Origin of the sequence: Pseudomonas sp. Root562, assembly GCF_001427125.1 — a bacterium.
Lineage (GTDB): Bacteria > Pseudomonadota > Gammaproteobacteria > Pseudomonadales > Pseudomonadaceae > Aquipseudomonas.
On record NZ_LMGK01000025.1, the window covers coordinates 405,233 to 429,299 of the forward strand.

Consider the following 24,067-nt stretch of genomic DNA (forward strand, 5'->3'; position numbering starts at 1 on the left):
TCGGTTTTTCATTAACGGGAATTGCCATGACCAGAGTGCTCGCGCTGCTGGAACGTCTGCCGCTTCGCATCAAATTGATCCTCGGCTTCGGGACATTAGGGGCGCTGGTTCTGATACTCGGCGTGCAAAGCCTGCGTGCCCAAGACTTGTTGAAAGCCGATATGCAGAGGCTGTACCGGCAAGAGTTGGCGGGCATCGAACCGCTGCAGGAAGCGAGAGTGCTGATGCCGCATCTCGTACAGGGATTGCAGCATGCCGTCGATGGCGGCAATGAAGTTGTTCGTAGCAAGGGCGTCACGCAATTTCGCGAGTCTCGGCAACATCTGCAAGAAGCGCTGCTGCAAATCCAACCGACCCTCTGGCGCCAGGAGAACCAGGAGCGGTTCGCCACATTCGAGATTTTGCTGAAGCGTTTACTGCACGACGGTGAGACCGCACTGGAACTGGCGAGTGCCGGGGATCAAGTGCAAGCCACTCGACTGATCAATAGTGTCGTGTTCCAAAGCCTGGATGAGCGCGCAGACGACTTGCTCAAACAAGTGGCGAGCGTCAAACAGGCCTCCATTCATGACACGGCCAAACAGATCGCCGAATCCGCCGGGCGCAGTACCCGGCTCACTTATGTGTTGCTGTTCGGTGGCCTGGCACTGGCGTGGTTGATGGGTTGGTTGATCAGCCGCTCGATTCGCCTGCCTCTCTACCAGGTTCGCGCCGCCGTAGACGAACTGACCGCCGGCCACCTGGATGGGACGATCCCCCACACCGATCTGCAAAATGAAACGGGGGATCTGGCGCGTGCCATCGCGACGCTGCAAACCGAGTCGCAACAATTGGAGCGCCAACGCTGGGTCAAGGCGCAAACCGAGCAGTTGCAGGCCGATTTGCCGCAAGCGGAAACGCCACGCGAGCTGACACAGGTCTTTTTGCGGCATATGGCGAGCATGTTGGGTGTATGCCGGGGCGTGCTCTATAGCGTGCAAGAGCAGGATGAAAGCCTGCAACTGATTGGCAGCTACGCGACCGATCCTGATTACCCGCCGGCGCCGACGGTGATGATGGGAGCCGGCCTGTTGGGGCAATGCGCGCTGGATCGGGCGCCGCGTGAATTGCAGGGACTTGGCCAGTCGCTGGGACGCTTGCATTCGCAGTTGGGTGAAGTGCCGGCCAGCTATCTGCTGGTTCAGCCGGTATTACGCGGTGAACGTTTGCTCGGCGTGCTCGAACTGGCAGGTCATCAACCGCTGGGGCCTCGTGAACAGGCGTTATTACAGGAGGCCATGCCGCGCCTCGCCGGTGCCATGGCGGTGATGGAACGTAATCTGGCGGTGCAATCCTTGTTGATCGAAACTCGTCGCCAGGCTGATGAAATGGGTGAGCAGGCCTTGCGCCTGGAGCTGCAATCGCAGGAACTGGAAAAGCAACAGAGCGCCTTGCGCGCCACCAAGGCCTGGTATCGGGCGATCCTCGAGGCCGCGCCGGACGGCATGATCGTCATCAATGCCGAAGGCGCAATCCTGATGACCAATCCGCAATTGGACACGCTGTTCGGTTATGCCCCGGGCGAGTTGGTGGGCGAGTCCATCGAGCGCCTGGTGCCTGAAGCCGCACGCGGGCGGCATGTGAGTTTGCGCGATGGCTTCATTGCCCATGGCAGCACCCGGCAGATGGGCGCCAAGCTGGAGGATCTCATGGGCCTTCGCAAGGACGGCAACCTGTTTTCCGTAGAGATCGGCCTGTCGCACTTGCCGCTGCTGGAAGGTCGTGGCACGTGCATATGCGCTTCGGTTCGCGATGTCAGCGAGCGTCGGCAAATGCAAGCGGCGCTCAAGTCCAGCGAAACGCAGTTGCGTGCGGTATTGGACAGCAGCCCGGTGGCCATGCTGATCCGTGACGATGAGGGGCGCCTGAGTTACTGCAACCCGGAGCTGGAGGGCCTGTTTGGCGTCGACCGCGAGCAATTGGGCGAAATGGATGAAAGTCAGTTCTGGTGCGATGCGCAAGCACGCGGGCGCTTCCTGGACGCCGCCGCCAGGGGCGCGGTTTTGAACTTCGAGGCCAGTCTGCAGCGCGATGGAGGAGAACGTTTCGAGGTCTTGCTCTCGGCTGTTCCTTTGACGCTGGGTGAGCGCCGCATCAGCGCCAGTTGGTATTACGACATCACCGATCGCAAGGCCGCCGAGGCACATGTGCAGCACGCCCGGGAAATCGCCGAAGAGGCGACACGGGCCAAGAGTGAATTCCTCGCCAACATGAGCCATGAGATCCGCACACCGATGAACGCCATTATCGGCATGAGTCATCTGGCCCTGCGCACCGATCTGGACAACCGGCAACGCAACTACATTGTGAAGGTGCATCGCTCGGCGGAAAGCCTGCTGGGGATCATCAACGACATCCTCGATTTCTCCAAGATCGAGGCTGGCAGGATGGACCTGGAACTCATTCCATTCCGCCTCGAAGACGTGCTGGAGAACTTCACCAACGTGGTGGGCCTGAAGGCCGAGGACAAAGGCCTGGAGCTGCTCTACAGCACGGTCGCCGATTTGCCGACCGCGCTGATTGGCGACCCGTTGCGCCTCGGCCAAGTCCTGGCCAACCTGGGCAACAACGCGACGAAGTTCACTGAACAGGGTGAAATTGTGTTGGGCATCGAGCGCCTGGGAACTGCCGAGGGCAAGGTCGAACTGCACTTCTGGGTGCGCGACACCGGTATCGGCATGAGCGAAGAGCAATGCCAGCGAATTTTTCAGTCGTTCATGCAGGCCGACAGTTCTACAACGCGCAAGTACGGCGGCACAGGCCTGGGCCTGGCGATTTCCAAGCGTCTGGTGGAAATGATGGAGGGACGTATCTGGGTCGAGAGCGCACTGGGCAGCGGTTCGACGTTTCACTTTTGCGTACGTCTGGGCGTACAGGCAAATGCCCCTGCGCGACGGATGTTCACCGCCGATGAATTGCTGGGTATCCGCGTGTTGGTGGTCGATGACAACGCCAGTGCCCGGGAGATTCTTTCGGGCATGGCGCACAGCTTCGGTGTCGAAGTGGACGTCGCCGAAAGTGGTCGCATGGCCCTGCGCATGCTGGCGCAGGCCGAGAAGAATTCGTTGCCCTTCGATGTCGTTCTGATGGACTGGCGGATGCCGGGCATGGATGGCGTCGAGACGGTCCGCCAGATGCGTTCGGCCAATCTGGCGCGTACACCGTCAGTCATCATGGTCACGGCACTCGACCGCGAGGAGTTGCTTGAACAGGCCAGGCGCGAGCACGTGCAACTGCCGGTGGTACTGACCAAACCGGTCACTCCCTCCACCTTGCTCGAAGCCATAGGCAGCGTGTTCGGCAAACTGCCGCAAACCGGCACACGCGCCAGTGAACGCAGCGAGCAGAGCGCTGACAATATCGCACGCTTGAAAGGCGCGCGGCTGCTGTTGGTGGAGGACAATGAGCTGAACCGGGAGCTGGCGTGCGACTTGTTGCAAGAGGCCGGCATAACGCTGGAACTGGCTTTTGATGGTCAACAGGCACTTGATCTGCTGGCACGCGACAGCGATTTCGACGGTGTGCTGATGGACTGCCAGATGCCGGTAATGGACGGCTATACCGCGACCCGCCGGATTCGTCAGCAGTCGCACCTGGCCGCACTACCGATCATCGCCATGACCGCCGACGCCATGACCGGAGACCGCGAACGCGCCCTCGCCTGCGGCATGAATGACCACCTGACCAAGCCATTGGACGTCGAGGCCATGTTCGCCACGTTGGCCGGCTGGATCAAACCAAGGCGCGGTCGTCGAGGCCGGGAGCAGGAGGTGAACGATCCCGAAACATCCGAACAGTTGCCCGCTGAGCTTGAAGGTATCGATCAGGTCGCAGGATTAGCCGCCTGTTCAGGCAAGCGCGCCCTTTACCTGCGGCTATTGCGCACATTCCATGCAGCCCAGATCAGCTTTGTCGAGCAGTTCCAGGCAGCCCTCGCCGACACCGATCCGGCCGCGGCCATGCGCGCGGCTCATACCCTGCGCGGTTGCGCCGGCAACATTGGGGCCAAGGCTTTAGCGCAGACCGCTGCGCAGTTGGAGCAAGCCTGCCGGGCTGGCGAAACGAGTAGTGTCGTGCAGAGCCATTTGGCTGAGGTGCAACAATGCTTGATGCCGGTGTTGAACGCGCTTGCTCGTCTTGGCGCAGCCAGTCCACCGATTGCGCAGCAGGCGTCTCAACCCTCAACGGAGCTCAAGCAGCAGCTCACTCGGCTCGGGCAATTATTGGCTGAGAGCGACACCGCCGCCTTTGAAGCGCTCGAGGAGATCCGTCGGTTGGCGCTCGATGTCGCACTGGCCAAGCGCCTGAGCCGGGTGGCGCATGAGCTTGAACGCTTTGACTTTGACCGGGCCTTGGCGTTGTTGCAAAGCGAAGTCAAACTATCCATCGATGACAGTCAGCTGGGGAGTTTTGGGGGAAGCCAACTTTAATTTGGAAAACATCTCGCGGGAGTAACCACCATGTTCCTCGCTCAAGAAAACCTGATAGCCCTGGCTTTTGCCGGGTTCTTTTGCACAGCCGCGTGCGCACAAACGCCAGCAGATACCAACCCGCCGCCGGCGATTCTGCCCCTGGAATCCGAAACAGCACCCGAACTGATTGCCTACCCCCCGCTTGCCGAGCCGCTCGCACGTGGTGTTGTGATCATCCAGTATCGAGCGGCGCACGCCAGGATTATGCCGGTCTTTGGTAAAGCGGCGGCTGATGTATCGCCTCGGCTGAGTCATCTGCACGTGACCGTCGACGACTGGAAAGGTACATGGGCGCACACCAGTGAAGACCCGATCATTCTGGTTGGGCTTACGCCCGGGCCTCACAAGGTTCTGCTCGAGGTCGCCGATCCGACGCACAGGGTCCTGACCAGTACGACGGTGAATTTTACCGTCCCGCCGAAGAAACCGTAGCGGTCAGGGCCGGGCTGCCGGCCCTGATGCTCAACCCTGCTTCAAGGCGCCGTCGAATGCCGGTGTCAACCCCGACAACGCCAGCTTGCGAACGAAATCGCCGAGTCGCTGTTGCTTGTAGGCGTCCACGTCGAGGTCTCGGTAATCATAGAAACCCTGACCATCGCGCAAGCCATTGCGGCCGTTTTGCATGTTGTCGGCGATCACCTGTGGCGACTCGAAACGCGGTGCCAGCGCCCCGCTCAGATAACGCGAGGCATAGTAGAGAATATCGCCGCCGCCCCAGTCGATGAACTCCAACAGCCCGAGTACCGAGAAGCGCAAGCCAAAACCGACACGCACTGCGGTGTCGATATCCTCTGCGCTGGCCACGCCCTCTTCCACCATCCGTGCAGCTTCGTTCATCGCCAGCGCCTGGATGCGCGGCACGATGTAGCCGGCCACCGGATTGCACACCACGGGCACCTTGCCAATGCGCTTGAGCAATTGCAGCAGGCGTTCGACCATCTGCGGGCAGGTCGCTGCGCTGCGGCTGACTTCCACCAGCGGCATCAAGTAGGCCGGGTTCAACCAGTGCGCGTTCACAAAGCGTTGTGGCTGACAGACCATTTCGCTCAACTCGGTGACCAGAAAGGTCGAGGTCGTAGACGCGATGATGGCCGACGCCGGAACATGCTCGCTGACCCAGGCGAAGGTCTGCTGCTTGACCGCGATGACTTCCGGCACGGCTTCGAACACCAGGTCGCACAGGCGCAATGTCGCTGCGGCCCCGGACCGGCATTGCAACTTCAATCGGCAAAGCGCGATGTCCGCCTGCTCCGGTTGGAGCACGCCCAGGCGTACCAGCGTTTGCAGTTCCCCGCGGATATTGTTGCGTACACGCTCGAAGTAAACGTGACGCTCTGCCTCGGCGCGATCCTTGATATCGATGAGGGTGACCGGCAGGCCCGCATGAATGAACGCCAGGGCAATGCCCTCGCCCATCCGCCCGGCACCGACCACGCTGACATGCGGCAACGGGGCGTTCATCAGTTAAAACCCTTGGTCAGCAGTTCGGTCATTTGCACCCGGTCAAGCTTGGCCAGACCGAGATTTTCCAGGGTGCGGCCCTCGGCGTAAAGATCACGCTCGGCAACCACCGAGGCAATGCTCAGCAAGCCCCGCGCCACCGGGGTCGGCACACCGGCCCAGCGCCCCACGGACACCAGGAAAGACAGGCCCAGGCGAGTGTCTTCGAGCATGTAGCGGTGTTTCTGCAGGTCGATGTCTTCGCGCCAGTCGCAGCTGTCGGTCAGCTTGCCGTGGGCGCCGCGACCGTACATCCACTCGTCGCCTTCGTGGGTGTTGTAGTGGTCGGCCAAGGGGAAATGCGGCGCGCCATAAGTCAGGGCTTCGCGTACGGCCATGCGTTCGGCGTCGAGCTGGTTGGTCACGCGGCGAATCGACGGTTGGGTGCCTTCGTTGTGAATGTCCCAGGCTTCGAAGTGCTCCAGAGGACCGGCGTTCATCATGATCAACGGCGGGTGGATGATGGGACCGGCGTTCATCAACGCGCCGCTGAGGGCGTCTTCGATCGGCTCCACGCTCGGGTAGGCCTCACGCAATACCGCGAAGGCATGCCCGGACAGATTGCTCGGGAATACGCCGGTCGGCAGGCGCGTGGCGTAGCCACTGATCACCAGGTCACTGGCGCCATGCTTGCGCACCAGGTACGGCAGCGTACCGGTTTCGGCGAAGGCGACTTTGCTTTGGTTGCCCGCTTCGGCCATGGCCTTGGCGAACACGTAGCTGCCGAACGTGCCCGGTGGCAAAAACACCACCTGACCGTCGTGCAGGTGTGGCGCTACATGTTTGGCCAGGTCTTCGTGGGAGGTCGACGGCAGCGGAATAATCACCAGTTGCGCATCGCCCAGGGCTTCGGCCAGGTCATCGGTCAACGACAGCTTGTCGCCCTGCTTTCCCACGGATAACTGGCGAGTGCCCCGATAGTCCTTGATGGTCAGGCTGCCAATGCCCTGCAATTCCTTGAGCGCGGCGCTGTCACGACGCCACAGGCGGGTTTGATGTCCCTTTTCAGCCATTTCAACAGCAGCGGCGTAACAGCCATGTCCACCACCCAGCACCGTAATATTCATCGAGTCACTCCTCTTGTAAGTGACTCGATGCTATCGAGCCGGGCTGCCGCGCACTTACCCGATTGCGCAGCCGCGTTACGGATTGCGCAGAAGTCTCAATGCTTGCGTCGCCGCAGGGTGTCCGACGGCAAGCAGCCGTAGCGATGCCGATAGGCCGTGGAAAAGTGCCCGAAACTGTTGATGCCGTGGCGCAACAGGATATCGGTGACGGTTTCACCGTCCCGGCCCTGCTTCAGCGATTCATGGATCACCGCCAGGCGCCGGTCACGGATGTACTCCACCGGCGCTTGCTGCAGAAACTGCCTGAAGCCGTTTTGCAAGGTGCGCACCGAAACGCCACACAGCTCGCTCAGGGTGGCCAGGCTGATCGGTGCATCGAGGTGCGCCTCGATGTAGTCCCGGGCCTTCTTCACGTGATGCGGCAGCGGCGCACGCTGGTCGAGCAAAAGGTCCGCGGAGTAGTTGTGCGGTAACTGTGTCAGCAGCAATTGCATCAGGTATTCGGACAGCCCGCTGGCGAGGCGCGAACCGTCCACGCCATCGCCGTAGAGCCGGCAGATGTAGTCCAGCGTGTGATAGAGACTGACGACGCCGGCGCCCAGCGGGTCGACGCTGACATCGAAGATCACCGGCTGCCGCAGGCTGCGGCCGAGCAAGCGTTGCAGTTGGGTCTCCAGGGCATCTCGGTCGATGCGCAGGATCAGGTTGCGGCATTGCCCATCGGTGACGATGCGGCTTTGCGCGAACGGCGAGGACACGCTCAGGTAGCCCGACTGCATCGCCGCGCTGCGCCGGCCGTGGGCCACTTCGCAATGGCCCTGCAAGGTAATGCGAAACAGGTATTGATCGGCAATGTCGCCGATGGTGATTTCCACCGGCGCGCCATAGCGCAAGTCGAGCAGCGCCGAATCACCGAAGAACACGCCGTTGAGCCGGGTCTGGATCGGCGCGTCACGCAGCACATTGAAGCTGTGCGGGCACAGGTAGTGGCTGACCTTGTCCTTGATCTCACGGTAATCGGCCGAGCTGAGCAGGCTGTGCCGTTCCAGCAGGTGTACGTCATTCAACATCGAGGATCCTCCTGACCTGGAGCGCCAAGGCCCCGCTCCCGTCGAAAGGAGCGAGGCCGAGGCGCCGATCATGGACTATGACCGATCACGCGTGAGCCGGATATTCCCGGGCATAGCTTTCACGGAATCGACGGCAACCACGCCACAGCAGAAGCACGGTCAACGCCGACGCGCCGGCGATGACCAAGGACATCGACGAACCCACCGCCGCCGGCGAACCGAAGTAGCGGTCGGTCAACAGAGCCACCAGCGTAGTGCCCAAACCCAACCCCAACAGATTGCTGATCAGCAGGAAAACTGCCGAGACCTGTGCCCGCACCTGATTCGGTGCGAGGATCTGCATGGCCGCCGTGGACGCCGGCATCGGGAACGAGGCGAAGAACATCGCCGGCACCAACAGCGCGACCGACAGCCACAGTTGATCGACTTGCGGGAACAGCACGGCCGGTACCGCCATGCCGAGGGCGCCGATGACGCCGGTGCGCATGGCGGCGTCCTGGTGCCCCTTCTTGGCCAGATAGTCGGTGAGCCATCCGCCGAACAGCACGCCGGCGGTGTTGGCCAGCAACAGTACGGTGCCGAGCATGTAGCCCGCCTCCATGGGCGACAGACCGAACTTGCGGATGTACAACGCCGGGCTCCAGCTCATCATGCAGAACAGCACCATGGCGTAGAACGAAAAGCCCAGGTAATGGCAGGTGAACGTTGCACGGTGGCGCCCGAGGAAACGCAAGCCATCGCTCAGCGCGACCTTCTTTGCCCGCCCCTGCGCATCGACCTGCAGGCCTTTGCGCGCCGGGTCGCGCACGGTGAGCCAGATCAGCAGGCCGACCAGGATGCCGGGCAGACCGACAATGAAGAACGCCAACTGCCAGGCTTTCATCGCGCCGAGAAAGGCCACCTCGATGGTGTTCATGTCCTTGAGCATCGCGATCACATAGCCGCCGACCAGGAAGGCCAGGCCGCCACCAACGAACGAGCCGATCGAGTAGATACCCACTGCGCGGCCGAGCTTCTCCTTGGGGAACATGTCGCTGAACATCGAGTATGCCGAAGGCGATAGCGCAGCTTCGCCGACACCCACGCCGATACGCGCGAGAAACATGTGCAGAAAATTCTTGCTCAGGCCGCAGGCGGCCGTCGCCAGGCTCCAGAACACCACGCCAATGGCGATGATTTTCGGCCGCGAGAAGCGGTCAGCCAGATAAGCAATGGGCATGCCCATGAACGCGTAGAACAATGAAAACGCCAACCCGTGCAGCAAGCTGAACTGGGTGTCGCTGATTTGCAGATCGGCTTTGATCGGTTCGATCATCAACGCCAGGATCTGCCGATCCACAAATGAAAAGATGTAGGCGATCATGCACAAGCCGACCACGTACCACTCGTAAAGGTAAGTCTTCTTCTGCTGCAGGACCGCGTTATCGACCTGGATATTCACTAGTGTTTGCTCCTTTTGGAATCCGCTCATGCGCGCAGCGCACCGGGTGACGCTGCACGGCGCAGCGACTGGGAAGTTGCGGGGCAGATGTAAAGGATGAGGGGTTCGATCATGGTCAGTCCTCTTATTGTTATAGGGTCAATCTCTGGGTGAACCGGGTTTACCAGAACTTCCAGGTGTAGGTCGTGGCGACACGGAATTCGTTGTAGTCGTAGCCGTATTTCTGCTTCACATCGATGTTACGCAAATCCAGTGCCAGGCCTTGCAGCGCGCCGCTCTGCACCACGTAGTTGAGTCCCAGGAAACGCTCGCTTTCTTCGTTGTCGCTGAGGTTGCCACCACGGTCCCAGTTGGTGCCCTTGGTGTAGCGAGTGAAGAACTTCAAGCCCGGCATGCCCATTCCGGCAAAGTCATAGCTGTAGCGCGCCGACCAGGACTTTTCGTCCGGACGCACAAAGCCCAGCGACGACCAGTGCACGAGGTAGGGTTGCGGGATATAGCCGTTCATCGTCGGGAACACGCTGTCACCGAGCATGCGCTGGTAACTGACGCCAAACATGTGCGCGCCCTTGAGCAAACTGAACAGTGCACCATAGGAACGGTTGTCGATTTCACCGTTCAGCGCACTGCCATCTTCATTGTTATTGAAGTAGCGCAAGTCGGTTTTCAGTTTGTAGCCGTTGCCCAGATCAGCCATATGCATCAGGCCGAAGTAGTGTTGCTGATAAATATCGTGCAACACGCCATAGAAGTAACTGGCTTGCAGGTTTTTGCTGATGTCGTAAGTGGCGCCGCCGAAATCCAGGCCGTCACTGTCGAGGTTATCGGTGGAGCCGTACTTGTACAGTTTCTCGTGGTTGGATGACTCACGTGTCACCGCAGACCAGAAACGGCCTCCGGTCAGCGTCAACTTGTCGATCTCCCTGGACTCAACCACGGCCCCTTGATAGATGGTGTCCAACTGCCGACTGGGGTCATCGAACGCCACCGGCAATTGCGGGCGAAGGTCACCCACCTTCAACTCGGTCTTGCTGTAGCGCATTTTCAAGGTTGCACCGGCGCGACTGTAGTCACCGGCCGTCTGCTGGTCGCTCACACTGTAGGGCAGCGAACCGTCGTTGCCAGACGAATCCAGGCGCAGGGCGTATTGCGCATCCACATCGAGGCCGATGGCCAGCGCCGTGTCGGTGTAACCGGAAGTGAATTGCGCATCGAAGCCCTGCGACCAACTGTGCACTTCGGAATCCGCGGCATTGTGATTGGTGTAGTTACGGTGCAAGTAGAAGTTACGGGTATCCACTTTGAAATGACTGTCATCAATGACATCGGCCTGTGCCGCCAAAGGCGCACAGATCATCCCCAGCACGCCGGCCATACCGAGCCCGCGGCAAGATTGCTTTACCTGATGCATCTAACATCTCCACATCTGTATGTGCTCGGGGCACTGTATTTATAGGAGCAGTGTCAAACTAAAAGTCGCCAGAAGCAGTTACCGGCAGATGCCTGTCACATACCGGCGGTTTGCAGGGGAGATGTACGGGACGTTTGAATCGAGCATTGCCAGGCCTCTTGTTGTTATGGGTAAAACGCCAGGCGGACTCATGGAAAGGTCCGCTGCGACGACACGCCTCTTGTCTGTGCAAGGTAAGTCAGTCATCACCGCAGCGGTATTAAGACGAACAGCATCCGAAGGGGGGAAATCTCCAACCCGGGTAAAGATTTCCCTTACAAAAGCAGCCGCAGATCCTGCGCACGACTGGATTGCGGCTGTTCAATGAAGAGCTGGATCAGGCCGTGAAACCACCGTCCGCGACGATGTCTGCGCCAGTGACGAAGGAGGCTTCAGGCCCTGCGAGGAAAGCGACAACACTGGCAATTTCGTGGGATTGACCGTAGCGCCCCACCGCGATGCCAGGTTTCACGATGTCGCTCACCGGGCCGCCATCCGGGTTCATGTCGGTGTCTGTCGGGCCTGGGTGAACGGTGTTGACCGTGATGCCTTTAGGTCCCAGATCACGCACGAGGCTGCGATTGAAACCGCTGATTGCGCCTTTGGTCAGGGTGTAGAGGGATGCCGTAGGGAACGCGGCATAACGGGTCATGGATGAGCCGATGTGGATAATCCGGCCGCCGTCTTTCATGTAGCGAACTGCTTCCTGAGTGGCGATAAAAACGCCAGTGACATTGACGGCGATCATGCGCTGGTAGGTTTCAAACTCGATGTCCTCGATCGGACCACCGAGCGCAAGGCCGGCGTTGTTCACCAGAATGTCGATACCACCCAATGCTTCTACGGTTTGCGCAACGGCTGCACGCACGGCAGCGGGCTCGCCGGCATCAGCGAAAATGGCAATGGCGCGTCCACCATCAGCGTTAATGGCCTTTACGACTTCTTCAGCCTTAGCAGGCGAGGCACTGTAGGTTAGCGCAACCCGTGCGCCGTCAGCGGCAAGACGCTTGGCAATCGCAGCGCCAATCGAACGGGAACCACCGGTCACCAAGGCGACTTTTCCAGCAAGCGGGAGTGTTTGGGTCGTCATGAACATTTCACTCTTGAGTTAGGGTGAAATCATCATGGCTTGCTGAAGATGAATTGATTAGCGTGCAATGATTAGCATCATTTTCAAGTATTAGTATCAGGTGACCCATGGAAACCCTGGCCAATCTCGAATGTTTCGTCCGTAGTGCAGAGTCCGGCAGCTTCTCCGCTACCGCACGCCAACTCGCGCTGACCCCCGCCGCCGTCAGTCGCAATGTGGCGATGCTCGAGCGAAACATCGGTGTGAGATTGTTTCATCGTTCGACACGCAAGCTGACGCTGACCGAAGCCGGAGAGCATTTTCTGACAAGCATTGGCGGCAACCTGGACGCGTTGCAAAACGCCATCAGCTCGATTGCCGCGGACCACGGTGAGCCCGCCGGGCTGTTGAAAGTGAGCATGCCCCCCACCTTTGGCATCAGCCACGTTCTGCCACTGCTACCAGAGTTTTTGGCCCGGTATCCGTTGGTTCGCCCGGAATGGCATTTCGAGAACAGGCAGGTAGACCTGATCGCCGAGGGGTTTGACGTGGCCATTGGTGCAGGCTTTGAACTGGCTCAAGGCGTCATCTCGCGCCGACTTTCTGCGGCTCATGTCATCGCGGTTGCATCACCGCAATACATGCGTGGAAAAACCTCACCCCCCCATCCAGGCGCACTCGAAGACTTGAATGGAATCGTAATGCGCTCCGGCCGCACCGGTCGTGTCAGGCAGTGGACCCTGCGCGACAAGCAAGGCGCAGAAATGACCGCCCGTCTCAAGGAGACCATTGTCGTCAACGACCCGGCGGCGATGCGCGAGGCCGCATTGCTGGGGTTGGGCGTCTGCTTCCTCGCAGTCCCGGATGTGCTGAGCTGGATCGAGCGCGGCGACCTGGTGCGACTGCTACCGGATTGGTACGCCGACGCGGGAACCATTTCGATGTACTTCGCCACTCGCGCCCTGATGCCAGCCAAGACAAGAGTGTTCATCGACTTCGTCAGTGAGGTGTTCGAACAGCGACAGCTGGCGCGAATGTTTTCAGCAAGCGAGGGCTGAATGTAAAAAGCCGATGCTGCTGCAGGAGCGAGCCTGCTCGCGATGGGCATCAACGAAGACGCGCCTCGTCTGGAAGATCGCGAGGATTTGGGAACATCTGGCAGAGATGGGCTGGCAGCCAGGCAGCCATCGCGGGCAAGCCATGCTCCTACAGCTTTTGGGGCTGGCGGAAGATTTTGTGCTCGGCTCCCAAGCCTTGTGAGAGCGGGCTCGCTCCTGGCGGCGTTCCGACGAAAGCAGGGTATCAGTCACAGAAGTGCTGAATGTGCCGGCGCCATCGCTGGCAAGCCAGCTCCCACAGTGGATCCCGGTGTGATCGGGATTTTCGACCACAGTAGATCCCCTGTGGGAGCGGGCTTGCCCGCGATGGTCGTCAACGATGACGCGCTCTGCCTGAATGAACGCGCTGTCTTCAGGCCCATCGCCAGCAGGCTGGCTCCTACAAGGATTGGCGCAGCAGTCCTGCTTTTTGTCAGTTGGACAAAGCCGTCATATTGGCCCGCGCTGCATGGAGTTTTTTATAGCTGTCGATCAGCCGCTGGTGCCGGTCGAGGCCTTCGAGTTTCATGCTCGTCGGCGTCAAGCCATAGAAGCGCACGGTGCTCTCTACCGAACCGATGGCCGCGTCCATCCGCTCGTTGCCGAACATGCGGCGGAAGTTGGCTTCGTAGTCTTCCAGTTCCAGGTCTTCGTCCAGCTTCATCTCCAGCACCACGTTCACGGCCTGGTAGAACAAGCCGCGCTCGACCGTGTTGTCGTTGTATTGCAGGAACATTTCCACCGCTTCTTTCGCTTCTTCGTATTTCTGCAGAGCGAGATAAATCAGCAGTTTCAACTCCAGAATCGTCAACTGGCCCCAGGCGGTGTTGTCGTCGAATTCGATACCGATCAGCGTGGTGATATCGGTGTAGTCATCCAGCTCGCTGTCTTCCAGTCGCTTGACCAGTGATTTCAGGCCGGCCTTGTCGAGGCTGTGCAGGTTCAGAATGTCGGCACGGAAGAACAGGGCTTTGTTGGTGTTGTCCCAAATCAGATCGTCGAGCGGATAAATTTCCGAGTAGTCCGGTACCAGAATGCGGCAGGCAGTTGCACCGATGTGCTCATACACCGCCATATACGCTTGCTTGCCCATGTTTTCGAGAATGCCGAACAGTGTTGCGGCCTCCTCGGCATTGGAGTTTTCACCCTGGCCCGAGAAGTCCCACTCCACAAATTCGTAGTCCGACTGGGCACTAAAGAAACGCCACGACACCACACCGCTGGAATCGATGAAGTGCTCGACAAAGTTGTTCGGCTCAGTCACCGCATGGCCTTCAAACGTCGGCTGGGGCAAATCGTTCAGGCCTTCGAAGCTGCGGCCCTGCAGCAGTTCCGTCAGGCTGCGTTCCAGCGCTACTTCCAGGCTCGGGTGCGCGCCGAACGAAGCGAACACGCCGCCGGTGCGCGGGTTCATCAAGGTGACGCACATCACCGGGAATTCGCCACCCAGTGACGCATCCTTGACCAGCACCGGGAAGCCCTGCTCTTCCAGCGCCTGAATGCCAGCGAGGATCCCCGGGTACTTCGCCAGCACCTCGGCAGGCACGTCCGGCAGGGCAAACTCGCCTTCGATGATTTCGCGCTTGACCGCGCGCTCGAAGATTTCCGACAGGCACTGCACCTGCGCCTCGGCCAAGGTGTTGCCGGCACTCATGCCGTTGCTCAGGTACAGGTTTTCGATCAGGTTGGACGGGAAATACACCACTTCGCCGTCCGACTGACGTACAAACGGCAGCGAAACGATGCCACGTTCTTCATTGCCCGAGTTGGTGTCGTACAGGTGCGAACCACGCAACTCGCCATCGCGGTTGTAGATCTTCAGGCAATAGTCGTCGAGAATCTCGCTCGGCAGTTCATCTTTAGGGCCAGGCTGAAACCAGCGCTCGTCCGGGTAATGCACAAACGCCGCGTTGGCGAGTTCTTCTCCCCAGAACTGGTCGTTGTAGAAGAAATTGCAGTTCAAGCGCTCGATGAATTCGCCCAACGCCGACGCCAATGCGCCTTCCTTGGTCGCGCCCTTGCCGTTGGTAAAACACATCGGCGAGTGCGCATCGCGGATATGCAACGACCACACATTGGGCACGATATTGCGCCACGAAGCGATTTCGATCTTCATCCCCAGGCCGGCCAGAATGCCCGACATGTTGGCGATGGTTTGCTCCAGCGGCAGGTCCTTGCCGACGATGTAGGTGCCCGCCTCCGACATGGAAGCAGGCATCAACAACGCCTGGGCATCGGCGTCCAGGTTCTCCACTTCTTCAATCACGAACTCTGGCCCGGCTTGCACCACCTTCTTCACCGTGCAACGGTCGATGGAGCGCAAAATGCCCTGGCGGTCCTTGTCGGAGATGTCGGCCGGCAACTCGACCTGAATCTTGAAGATCTGGTTGTAGCGGTTTTCCGGGTCGACAATATTGTTCTGGGACAGGCGGATATTGTCGGTGGGAATGTTGCGGGTCTGGCAGTACAACTTCACAAAGTAAGCCGCACACAACGCCGACGAAGCCAGGAAGTAATCGAATGGACCCGGTGCCGAACCATCGCCCTTGTAGCGGATGGGTTGGTCGGCAACCACGGTGAAGTCATCGAACTTGGCTTCAAGTCGAAGGTTGTCGAGAAAGTTGACCTTGATTTCCATGCGGGATTACCAGAATACGAGCTAAACGAATGGCGGCCATTATCCGGCTTTTCAGCTGCAAGTCTTGTGCTTTTCAGTCATGGCCGCTGAGCGGGAGAGACCGCTGGCGAATTCGTTGCCGACACCGCCCGCGCGCAGGCGGACGGCGAATGTGCGCTGGCAGGTGATCATCAAACCGAAGTTTGCACCTCCACAGCCTCCCGGCCTTTGAACGCCAGGGAGAAGAAGAAAAAGATCACCAATGCAAAACCTGCCGGGAACAACCAGATGTGCTTCCAGTCATGGCCGCCCGCTGTCGTGGCGTAGTGATCGGTCACCTGCCCCGCCACCCAGAAACCGATCAGCATGCCCAGACCGTAAGTCGCCAACGTAATCAAGCCTTGGGCCGAACTCCTGAAACGTTCCGAGGCCTTGGCGTCGGTGTAGATCTGGCCCGAAACGAAGAAGAAGTCGTAACAGATGCCGTGCAAAGCGATGCCGGTGAACAGCATGAAGGCCAGGTCGCCGTTATTGCCGTAGGCAAACAGCAGATAGCGCAAGGCCCACGCCAGCATGCCCACCAACAGCGCGAGCTTGATCCCGAAGCGATGGATGAACAGCGGCAGAAGCAGCATGAACAACACTTCGGAGACTTGCCCGATGGCCATTTTCGCCGTGGGATTGGTCACGCCGATTTCCGCCAGGAACGGGTTGGCGTTCTGGTAGTAAAACGCCAGTGGAATGCAGATCAGGATCGAGGCGATGAAAAATACCAGGTAGCTGCGATCCTTGAGCAAACCCAGCGCGTCCAGCCCGAGCATTTGCTTGAGGCCGACACGCCCCGCTTCTGGCTGCAATGGCGCGGTACGCGGCAAGGTGAAGCTGTAGAGCCCCAACAGCAGCGAAGCGATCGCCGACATCAAGAACGTATTGCGCAACCCGCCAGACGAAATCGCCGCTTGCGAGTCCCAGGCGAACACAAAACTGATCACCACACCGGCGACGATCCAGCCGATTGTGCCCCACACGCGAATGCGCGAAAACTCCAGGGCCGGGTCGCTCATCTGGCGGAAAGCCACCGAGTTCACCAGCGCCAGGGTCGGCATGTAAATCATCATGTAGGCCAGCACAAACGGGTAGAACGTGCTGAAGTCAGACGCTTGATACAGCTGATAGAGCAATACCGCGCCGACCAGGTGCAACACCGCGAGGATGCGCTCGGCATTGAAGAAACGGTCGGCAATCAGGCCGATCACAAAAGGCGCGATGATCGCGCCCCAGGACTGGGTCGAAAACGCCATTCCGATCTGCCCGCCACTGGCGCCCAGATTGCTGGCAAGGAATGTACCGAGGGTGACGAACCAGCCACCCCAGATAAAGAACTGCAGGAACATCATTGCGCTCAGTCGCGCGGTCATCAACGTCATAACAGTCACCGTCTTATTGTTGTTTTTTACCAGCAAGGGACCTGCATCAGGCGTCGGGCAACCCCAGCAAACGCCGATTGAAACGCTCATCAGCAGACACCCCGGCGAAGTCGTCGAAGGCTTTGCGCGTCCTGGTGATCATGTGTCGCTCGATGAACGCTGCACCTTCAGCGGCACCCTGCGCGGAATCCTTCAGGCAGCATTCCCACTCCAGCACGGCCCAACCGTCGAAGTCGTATTGGGTCAATTTGCTGAAGATCGATCTGAAATCGATCTGGCCGTCGCCCAACGAGCGGAAGCGCCCCGGCCGCTCGACCCAGCCTTGATAACCGCCATAGACACCCGAACGGGCATCGGGGCGGAACTCGGCGTCCTTGACGTGGAACATGCGGATGCGCTCGTGGTAGCGGTCGATGAACCCCAGGTAATCCATTTGCTGCAGCAACAGATGGCTCGGGTCGTAGAGGATGGCGGCGCGGGGATGGTGATCGACCGCCTCGAGAAAACGCTCGAACGAAGCGCCGTCATGCAGGTCTTCGCCGGGGTGGATTTCGTAGCACAGGTCGACCCCGGCGGCTTCGAAGCAGTCGAGGATCGGCAGCCAGCGCTTGGCCAGTTCGGCGAAACCTTGCTCGACCAAACCGGCCGGACGCTGTGGCCACGGGTACATGTATGGCCACAGCAACGCACCGGAAAACGTCGCGTGAGCCTTCAAGCCCAGACGTTGACTGGCGCGCGCGGCCAGTTTCAACTGGTCGATGGCCCATGCAGTGCGCGCCTCGGGCTGCCCACGCAAATGCTGTGGCGCGAAATCATCGAACAGCGTATCGAACGCCGGATGCACTGCCACCAATTGCCCTTGCAGATGGGTCGACAGCTCACTGATTTCGACACCCGCGTCGGCGCACACGGCTTTCAATTCGTCGCAGTAGCTCTGGCTTTCGGCAGCGCGTGCGAGGTCGATGAACTGCGTCCCCAACGTCGGCAACTGAATGCCTTTGTAACCCTGGGAGGCCGCCCATCGGGCGATGTTGGCCAAGGTATCGAACGGGGCCTCGGCGGACATGAACTGCGCAAGGAAAATCCCCGGGCCGCGCATGCCGGATGAAGATTGAGAAAGGTCGGTCATGGAGGTCTCCAGCGTCATGGGGTACAGACCAGTTCGGTCCACTTGGCGTCGCCGCGATGGTTGGCGATGACGGTTTCAATGAACGCCATGCCACGCAGGCCGACGTCGATACCGGGCACGCCCGGCGCGTCATGCCCGGCAACCTCACCTCGAATCGCATTGGCAAAATCGCTGTACAGATTGGCCATGGCTTCGAGATAGCCTTCGGGATGGCCAGCGGGCAGGCGCATGCGCTGGCTGGCGGCTGCGCACAACCACGCCTGGCCGACCCCGGAACGCAGGATGCGCAACGGCTGATCGAGTGCTCGGTGGATCAGGCTGGCCGGTTCCTCCTGCCGCCACTCCAACCCGCCCTTGTCGCCGTAGACACGGATCTTCAACGGGTTCTCTTCGCCCGCGCAGACCTGGCTGGCAATCAGCACGCCACTGGCGCCATCGGCCATCTTGAACAGCATCGAGGCATCGTCGTCCAACTGTCGGCCGTCAATATGGATACCCAGCATTGCGCACAGCTGCTCAATGGGTTGATCCGCGACAAATTCGGCCAGGGAAAACGCGTGGGTGCCGATATCACCGATGCATCCACCCAAACCGGACTGCTCAGGCAGATCACGCCAGGCGGCCTGCTTGTTGCCCTGCCCGGCGACGTCCAGGCTCAGCCAGCCTTGGGGATACTCGACAATCACTTTCCGCACGGCGCCGATCACACCACTGCGCACCATGTCCCGCGCTTGCCAGACCATGGGATAACCCAGATAAGTGTGGGCCAGGCCGTACAAACGATCGCTGCGCTCGACCACCGTTTTGAGGGTGAGCAGTTCGGCCAGATTCAACGCTGCGGGTTTTTCACTGAATACATGAAACCCCGCGCTCAGCGCCTCGCTGGCAACCGGCGCGTGCAGATGATTGGGGGTGACGATCACCACCAGTTCCATGCGTTGTTCCATTGGCAAGGCACGTTCGGCTTCGAGCATTTGGCGCCAGTCGCTGTAGCAGCGTGACGCCGCCAAGCCCAGCGCTGCGCCGGTGCCTTGATTGTTTTCGGCGTCGCGGCTGAACGCGCCACACACCAGTTCAAAGCGCCCATCGAGCCCGGCGGCCTGACGGTGGGCCTTGGCGATGAAGGCACCTTCGCCACCGCCGACAAATCCCATTCTTATTTTTGGCACGACAGCGGTCATTGCATTTTTTCTCTATCTGGACTGGAAACCGGCCATGATGTAACCGGTTACATCGTGGCGGAAATTTAGGCTCAGTTCAGTGACCTGTCAAACCCCGGTTAAAACTTTACGAACATTTCAGCCCATGACCGACCTGCGGTAAGCTCGCCGGCCGCGCTGTTTGAAAACGAGGTGGTCTTGTCCAATATCCGCGAAGTAGCCCGGTTGGCCGGTGTCTCGGTGGCCACGGTGTCCCGCACACTGAAGTCGCCCGAGCGCGTGCTCCCCGAAACCCGCGACAAGGTCAATGCCGCCGTGGAACAGGCCGGTTACCGTCCGAACCTGATGGCGGTGCAGTTTCGTTCGCGCAGGACCGGCAATCTGGTGATTCTGGTGCCGGCCATCGCCAACACCTTCTTCGCCCGGGTCATCAGCGGTGCGCAACAGGCTGCTCAGGCCGCAAACTATCGTTTGCTACTGTGCGACACCCAGGGGCGGGAGGAAATCGAACGGGAATTCGCCGAACTGGTGTACAACCACCAGGCCGATGGCGTGATCCAGCTGCGTGCCTACGACCCGTTCGAGGCGCCCTTCCCCAACGCCGAACTGCCGCCCATCGTCAACGCCTGCGAAGTCATCCAGGGCGGTCGCCATCCAACGATCAGCCTCGACAACCGCGCCGCCGCCAAGGCCATGACTGAACATTTGATCGCACTCGGCCACCGCCGCATCGGCCTGATCAAAGGCCCGAAAAGCAGCCCGCTGACCCGCGATCGCGTGGCGGGTTATCAGGCTGCCTTGGATCAGGCGGGCATTGCCTCCGATCCTGCCTTGATCTGCCACGGTGATTTCAGCCTCAAAGCCGGCTATGACGGCGCGGCAGCGATGCTGAAACTGGCCGATCGTCCCACGGCGTTGTTTTGCGAAAATGACGAGATGGCCATCGGTGCGCTCAAGCACATCAAGCAACAAGGCCTGCGCGTGCCAGAGGATGTTTCGTTGGTGGGGTTCGACGATATCCCTTTCGCGGCTTACTGCGACCCGCCGCTGACGACCATCGCCCAACCGGCGGAAATGTTCGGCCGGACAGCCGTCGAAATGTTGATCGCGCTGATCGAGAAAAAACCGCTGGCACAGCGGCATGTGGTGTTGCCATTTGAGTTGACGTTGCGCAGCAGCACAGCGGCGCGAACCTGATCCCCGGCGGGAGCGTACCTGCTAGCGGTGCCTCACAGACATTCCTGGGCAGCGCGTTCAAGCCGGGAAGGACCGAACGTCGACGCCAGCAAAGCGCGCTCGTACAGGAACACTTTGCCTTTGTAGGCCTCGAGAACGTCGTCGGCAGCCACCTTGCTCGAGACCACGATTCGGTAACTGCGCTGAGTTTCCGAAACGGTGGTGTGCAGTGCACCTTCATGCAGTTTTGGCAGAACGCACTCTGCGTATTCTTCAGGTGCTTTTTTCGTCTGCAATGTCAGCGTCGGGTCGTTTGGCGTGGAGGCACAACCCGACAACAGCACAAATGCGACAAGGGCCAGTGGAGTTAAAATCTTCATCGCGCCGGTTCCGTTAAAAGCGTTTGAGTTGGGCGCAATTTTCACTGTTTGCTGCAGGCAACAGAACTTGTGATCAATGATGGTCACTATTACTCGAACGAATAGTCGGCGTTAGCGGCCTCATGCCACCTGCGCCTCACTGTTCGAGTTTATCGACCACCGTCCCGCGCTTGCCCTTGAAAGCGTCGCGCCGTGCAGCGCGTTCTTCGATGTAGGCTGGCGCGGGCTCGCTGATCAGCGTTTCACGACTCAGCAACTCGCCGCAATGGGCACACAACGGCCCGAGTCCCGCAGGCTGGCCGCAGACCCGGTGGATATGACGCACGGCCAGCCCCTCGTCCGGGGATTTGCACCAGGTCTCGCCCCAGGCACGCAACGCCAGGACCACCGAGTAAAACGCCTCGCCCTTGGCAGTGAGGTGGTACTCGTAGCGCGGCGGCCGCTCGCTGTAGGCGCGGCGCTCAACCATCCCGTCAGCCTCCAGGCTTTTAAGACGCGCCGCGACCATCTGCGGCGTGCCGCCCGTCTGCACTTGAATCTCGTCATAACGATGATTGCGCATGAACAACTCGCGCAAAACCAGCACGGTCCAGCGATCGCCGACGATGTCCTCGGCCCGTGCAATCGGGCACAACGTTTCAGGACTATTCTTCTTTACCGCCATACGGGCTTGCCTCTTTCCTAGTTACTATGATTATCATACTAACAACATGCCAAGGCAATCCCATGGCATGGGTCAGTCTAAATTCCTGGAGTATCTGTCATGTCCAACGCAGCCTACCCGCTTGATCGGACCGCTTACCTGCTGGTCGACCCCTACAATGATTTCCTGTCCGAAGGCGGCAAGATCTTCCCCTTGCTCGAGCCCATCGCCAAGCAGGTCGGCTTGCTCGATAACCTGCGCAGCCTCGACCGCACCGTCCGCGCCCTCGACATTCCGGTGGTCATCGTACCGCACCGTCGCTGGGAACACGGCGACTACGAAAACTGGGATCACCCCAGCCCCACCCAATGCAAGATCCAGCACATGCATCACTTCGCACGTGGCGAATGGGGTGGCGAATGGCATCCCGATTTCGCGCCGCAGGAAGGCGACATCATCGTCCAGGAGCATTGGGGTTCCAGCGGTTTTGCCAATACCGACCTGGATTTTCGGCTCAAACAGAAAGGCATCACTCACGTGATCATCGTCGGCCTCCTCGCCAACACCTGCATTGAGGCCACTGCCCGTTACGCCCAGGAACTCGGCTATCACGTCACCCTGGTGCGCGATGCCACTGCTGCCTTCAAACCGGAAATGATGCACGCCGCCCATGAACTGAATGGCCCGACGTATGCCCATTCGATTGTGACGACCGAGCAACTGATCGCCACCCTCAAGCCGTGAGCCAAACATGAAACTGACCGGAAACCTGTTGATCGGCGCCAGCGAAGTCCCCGCCAGTGCCGGGACCATGAAAGCGCTCAACCCAGCGACCAATCTGCTCATCGAGCCGGACTTCGCCTTCGGTGGCGTCAACGAAGTGGACATGGCGGCCAATCTGGCCGACGAAGCGTTCGACCACTACAGCCATACTTCACTGACTGAACGCGCGGCGTTCCTCGAGCGCATCGCCGCTAACCTCGATGCGCTCGCCCAGCCCTTGGCGGCGCGGGCCGCACTGGAAACCGGCCTGCCCGAGGCGCAACTCCAGGGCGAAGCGGCGAAGGCTGCCACCCAGTTCCGTCAGTTCGCCGAAGTGGTGCGCAAAGGTCGCTTCCTGCAACTGGCCATCGATCCGGCGCAGCCTGATCGCCAGCCAAGGCCGCGCATGGATCATCGCCTGCAGAAAATCGCCATCGGCCCGGTGGCCATTTTTGGTGCGAGCAACTTTCCCATCAGCTACTCGGTAGCCGGTGGCGATACTGCTTCAGCGCTCGCGGCCGGCGCGACGGTGATCGTCAAGGCGCACAACGCGCATCCTGGTGCCTCGGAGATTCAAGCGTTGGCCATTCGCAAAGCCGTGCAGGACAGCGGTTTGCCCGAAGGCGTGTTCTCCATGGTGCGTGGCGGCGGAAATGCCATCGGCGAGGCGCTGGTCGACCATCCATTGATCAAGGCCGTGACCTTCACCGGTTCGGAACAGGGTGGCATGGCGCTGTACCGCCGCGCACAGCTACGCCCTGAGCCCATCCCGGTGTTTACCGAGATGACCAGCGTCAACCCGACGTTCATCCTGCCCCAGGCCTTGGCCGTGCGCGGCGCGCAGATCGGTGACGGATTTGTCGAGCGCATGCTGGTCAACGTCGGGCAAGCCTGCCTCAAGCCGGCGATCCTGATTGCCATCGAAGGCGCCGGGTTCGAAGCCATGCGTGCCGCCATGATCAAACGTGTGGCTGACGCACCAGCGCGTCCGATGCTGACGCCGGGCATTCACGCGTCCTACCTCCGCGGTCTGGACCACCTGCAAAACGCTGGCGCTCAACCTGTCGCTGAAGGCACGGCGGCGGCGGCAGACCTGGATGGCCAGTCGGCCTTGCTTGAAGTGGACGGCGATCGCTTCCTCAGCGAATCGGCCCTGGCACACGAAGTGTTCGGTCCGGCAGCGTTGTTGGTGAAGGTCAAGGATCAGGCGCAAATGCTCGCGGTAGCGCTTGCACTGCGCGGCCAACTCAGCGCGGCAATGCATTTGGAGGAAGAAGACTTTGAACTGGCCCGGCGATTGCTGCCGATCCTCGAGCGTCGTACCGGGCGAATCGTGGTCAACGCTTTCGCCCATCCGCAGGAGGTGTCGTACGCCACCATTCACGGCGGACCGTTTCCGGCATCGTCAGACAGCCGTTTCACCTCGGTGGGCATGACCTCGATCGAGCGTTTTTTGCGTCCGTTGTCCTATCAGGGCTTCCCTGACGCGCTACTGCCCGAGGTCTTGCGTGACAGCAACCCCTTCGGCGTGCCGCGCAGCGTGGACGGTCAGTAAACAGAAATCCGGC

At 60.1% G+C, this 24,067-nt stretch carries 18 protein-coding genes; 6 read left to right on the forward strand and 12 right to left on the reverse strand.

The window, feature by feature from the left end; translation table 11 throughout:
- Positions 1 to 26 precede the first annotated feature (26 nt).
- Both ASD60_RS25475 and ASD60_RS25480 read left to right on the forward strand, forming a co-directional pair.
- A complete protein-coding gene (locus tag ASD60_RS25475) occupies positions 27 to 4,469 on the forward strand; it encodes a response regulator (RefSeq protein ID WP_056856636.1) in 4,443 nt (1,480 codons plus the stop codon).
- A gap of 30 nt (positions 4,470 to 4,499) precedes the next feature.
- Positions 4,500 to 4,943: a DUF6130 family protein gene (locus ASD60_RS25480; protein WP_056856637.1), complete on the forward strand. Its 444-nt coding sequence runs from the start codon at positions 4,500 to 4,502 to the stop codon at positions 4,941 to 4,943.
- A gap of 30 nt (positions 4,944 to 4,973) precedes the next feature.
- Here the strand turns inward: ASD60_RS25480 and ASD60_RS25485 are convergent, their stop codons facing one another.
- From ASD60_RS25485 to ASD60_RS25510, 6 genes are all read right to left on the reverse strand, one after another.
- Positions 4,974 to 5,972 (reverse strand): 3-hydroxybutyryl-CoA dehydrogenase, encoded by a 999-nt coding sequence (locus ASD60_RS25485; RefSeq protein WP_056856638.1) that lies wholly within the window; start codon positions 5,970 to 5,972, stop codon positions 4,974 to 4,976.
- Positions 5,972 to 7,078, reverse strand: a complete 1,107-nt coding sequence (locus ASD60_RS25490; protein ID WP_056856639.1) for an NAD/NADP-dependent octopine/nopaline dehydrogenase family protein — start codon at positions 7,076 to 7,078, stop codon at positions 5,972 to 5,974. Before ASD60_RS25490 ends, ASD60_RS25485 begins: the two co-directional genes overlap by 1 nt.
- 95 nt (positions 7,079 to 7,173) lie before the next feature.
- The gene (locus tag ASD60_RS25495; RefSeq protein WP_056856640.1) at positions 7,174 to 8,148 is read right to left on the reverse strand and encodes an AraC family transcriptional regulator; all 975 of its coding nucleotides are present in this window, start codon (positions 8,146 to 8,148) and stop codon (positions 7,174 to 7,176) included.
- 85 nt (positions 8,149 to 8,233) lie between these two features.
- The gene (locus ASD60_RS25500; RefSeq protein ID WP_056856641.1) at positions 8,234 to 9,589 is read right to left on the reverse strand and encodes a spinster family MFS transporter; all 1,356 of its coding nucleotides are present in this window, start codon (positions 9,587 to 9,589) and stop codon (positions 8,234 to 8,236) included.
- Positions 9,590 to 9,749: 160 nt separating this feature from the next.
- Entirely contained in the window at positions 9,750 to 11,000 is a 1,251-nt protein-coding gene (locus ASD60_RS25505) for an OprD family outer membrane porin (RefSeq protein WP_056856642.1), read from the reverse strand.
- Positions 11,001 to 11,376: 376 nt separating this feature from the next.
- Positions 11,377 to 12,129 carry a 3-oxoacyl-ACP reductase family protein gene (locus ASD60_RS25510; protein ID WP_056856907.1) on the reverse strand — a complete coding sequence of 251 codons (753 nt, stop codon included), beginning with the start codon at positions 12,127 to 12,129 and terminating at the stop codon, positions 11,377 to 11,379.
- A 107-nt stretch (positions 12,130 to 12,236) separates the two neighbouring features.
- Here ASD60_RS25510 and ASD60_RS25515 point away from each other — a divergent pair, with 107 nt between their 5' ends.
- Positions 12,237 to 13,166, forward strand: a complete 930-nt coding sequence (locus ASD60_RS25515) for a LysR family transcriptional regulator (RefSeq protein ID WP_056856643.1) — start codon at positions 12,237 to 12,239, stop codon at positions 13,164 to 13,166.
- 472 nt (positions 13,167 to 13,638) lie between these two features.
- Here ASD60_RS25515 and ASD60_RS25525 read toward each other — a convergent pair whose 3' ends face one another.
- The 4 genes from ASD60_RS25525 to ASD60_RS25540 all read right to left on the reverse strand — a co-directional run bounded on the left by ASD60_RS25525 (position 13,639) and on the right by ASD60_RS25540 (position 19,559).
- Positions 13,639 to 15,843 (reverse strand): OsmC domain/YcaO domain-containing protein, encoded by a 2,205-nt coding sequence (locus ASD60_RS25525; protein ID WP_056856645.1) that lies wholly within the window; start codon positions 15,841 to 15,843, stop codon positions 13,639 to 13,641.
- 170 nt (positions 15,844 to 16,013) lie between these two features.
- Positions 16,014 to 17,249 carry a nucleoside permease gene (locus tag ASD60_RS25530; protein ID WP_056856646.1) on the reverse strand — a complete coding sequence of 412 codons (1,236 nt, stop codon included), beginning with the start codon at positions 17,247 to 17,249 and terminating at the stop codon, positions 16,014 to 16,016.
- A gap of 46 nt (positions 17,250 to 17,295) precedes the next feature.
- Entirely contained in the window at positions 17,296 to 18,348 is a 1,053-nt protein-coding gene (locus ASD60_RS25535; protein ID WP_131107174.1) for a sugar phosphate isomerase/epimerase family protein, read from the reverse strand.
- A 44-nt stretch (positions 18,349 to 18,392) separates the two neighbouring features.
- A complete protein-coding gene (locus tag ASD60_RS25540) occupies positions 18,393 to 19,559 on the reverse strand; it encodes a Gfo/Idh/MocA family protein (protein ID WP_056856648.1) in 1,167 nt (388 codons plus the stop codon).
- A 177-nt stretch (positions 19,560 to 19,736) separates the two neighbouring features.
- Here ASD60_RS25540 and ASD60_RS25545 point away from each other — a divergent pair, with 177 nt between their 5' ends.
- The gene (locus tag ASD60_RS25545; protein ID WP_056856649.1) at positions 19,737 to 20,735 is read left to right on the forward strand and encodes a LacI family DNA-binding transcriptional regulator; all 999 of its coding nucleotides are present in this window, start codon (positions 19,737 to 19,739) and stop codon (positions 20,733 to 20,735) included.
- A 32-nt stretch (positions 20,736 to 20,767) separates the two neighbouring features.
- On the opposite strand, the gene ASD60_RS25550 is transcribed toward ASD60_RS25545, so the two are convergent.
- Positions 20,768 to 21,094, reverse strand: a complete 327-nt coding sequence (locus ASD60_RS25550; protein WP_056856908.1) for a hypothetical protein — start codon at positions 21,092 to 21,094, stop codon at positions 20,768 to 20,770.
- A gap of 136 nt (positions 21,095 to 21,230) precedes the next feature.
- A complete protein-coding gene (locus tag ASD60_RS25555) occupies positions 21,231 to 21,758 on the reverse strand; it encodes a winged helix-turn-helix transcriptional regulator (protein ID WP_056856650.1) in 528 nt (175 codons plus the stop codon).
- A gap of 99 nt (positions 21,759 to 21,857) precedes the next feature.
- Here ASD60_RS25555 and ASD60_RS25560 point away from each other — a divergent pair, with 99 nt between their 5' ends.
- Together ASD60_RS25560 and ASD60_RS25565 are read left to right on the forward strand one after the other, a co-directional pair.
- Positions 21,858 to 22,481, forward strand: coding sequence for an isochorismatase family cysteine hydrolase (locus ASD60_RS25560; protein WP_056856651.1), 624 nt, complete (start codon positions 21,858 to 21,860; stop codon positions 22,479 to 22,481).
- A 7-nt stretch (positions 22,482 to 22,488) separates the two neighbouring features.
- Positions 22,489 to 24,054, forward strand: a complete 1,566-nt coding sequence (locus ASD60_RS25565) for an aldehyde dehydrogenase (NADP(+)) (RefSeq protein WP_056856652.1) — start codon at positions 22,489 to 22,491, stop codon at positions 24,052 to 24,054.
- Positions 24,055 to 24,067: the final 13 nt, after the last annotated feature.

Coding starts and splice junctions, on each gene's coding strand:
- ASD60_RS25530 (WP_056856646.1), bottom strand. CDS start 17,249: ATGACGTTGATGACCGCGCGACTGAGCGCAATGATGTTCCTGCAGTTC.
- ASD60_RS25555 (WP_056856650.1), bottom strand. CDS start 21,758: ATGGCGGTAAAGAAGAATAGTCCTGAAACGTTGTGCCCGATTGCACGG.
- ASD60_RS25515 (WP_056856643.1), top strand. CDS start 12,237: ATGGAAACCCTGGCCAATCTCGAATGTTTCGTCCGTAGTGCAGAGTCC.
- ASD60_RS25525 (WP_056856645.1), bottom strand. CDS start 15,843: ATGGAAATCAAGGTCAACTTTCTCGACAACCTTCGACTTGAAGCCAAG.
- ASD60_RS25490 (WP_056856639.1), bottom strand. CDS start 7,078: ATGAATATTACGGTGCTGGGTGGTGGACATGGCTGTTACGCCGCTGCT.
- ASD60_RS25475 (WP_056856636.1), top strand. CDS start 27: ATGACCAGAGTGCTCGCGCTGCTGGAACGTCTGCCGCTTCGCATCAAA.
- ASD60_RS25480 (WP_056856637.1), top strand. CDS start 4,500: ATGTTCCTCGCTCAAGAAAACCTGATAGCCCTGGCTTTTGCCGGGTTC.
- ASD60_RS25505 (WP_056856642.1), bottom strand. CDS start 11,000: ATGCATCAGGTAAAGCAATCTTGCCGCGGGCTCGGTATGGCCGGCGTG.
- ASD60_RS25540 (WP_056856648.1), bottom strand. CDS start 19,559: ATGACCGCTGTCGTGCCAAAAATAAGAATGGGATTTGTCGGCGGTGGC.
- ASD60_RS25550 (WP_056856908.1), bottom strand. CDS start 21,094: ATGAAGATTTTAACTCCACTGGCCCTTGTCGCATTTGTGCTGTTGTCG.
- ASD60_RS25535 (WP_131107174.1), bottom strand. CDS start 18,348: ATGCGCGGCCCGGGGATTTTCCTTGCGCAGTTCATGTCCGCCGAGGCC.
- ASD60_RS25565 (WP_056856652.1), top strand. CDS start 22,489: ATGAAACTGACCGGAAACCTGTTGATCGGCGCCAGCGAAGTCCCCGCC.
- ASD60_RS25485 (WP_056856638.1), bottom strand. CDS start 5,972: ATGAACGCCCCGTTGCCGCATGTCAGCGTGGTCGGTGCCGGGCGGATG.
- ASD60_RS25560 (WP_056856651.1), top strand. CDS start 21,858: ATGTCCAACGCAGCCTACCCGCTTGATCGGACCGCTTACCTGCTGGTC.
- ASD60_RS25495 (WP_056856640.1), bottom strand. CDS start 8,148: ATGTTGAATGACGTACACCTGCTGGAACGGCACAGCCTGCTCAGCTCG.
- ASD60_RS25510 (WP_056856907.1), bottom strand. CDS start 12,129: ATGACGACCCAAACACTCCCGCTTGCTGGAAAAGTCGCCTTGGTGACC.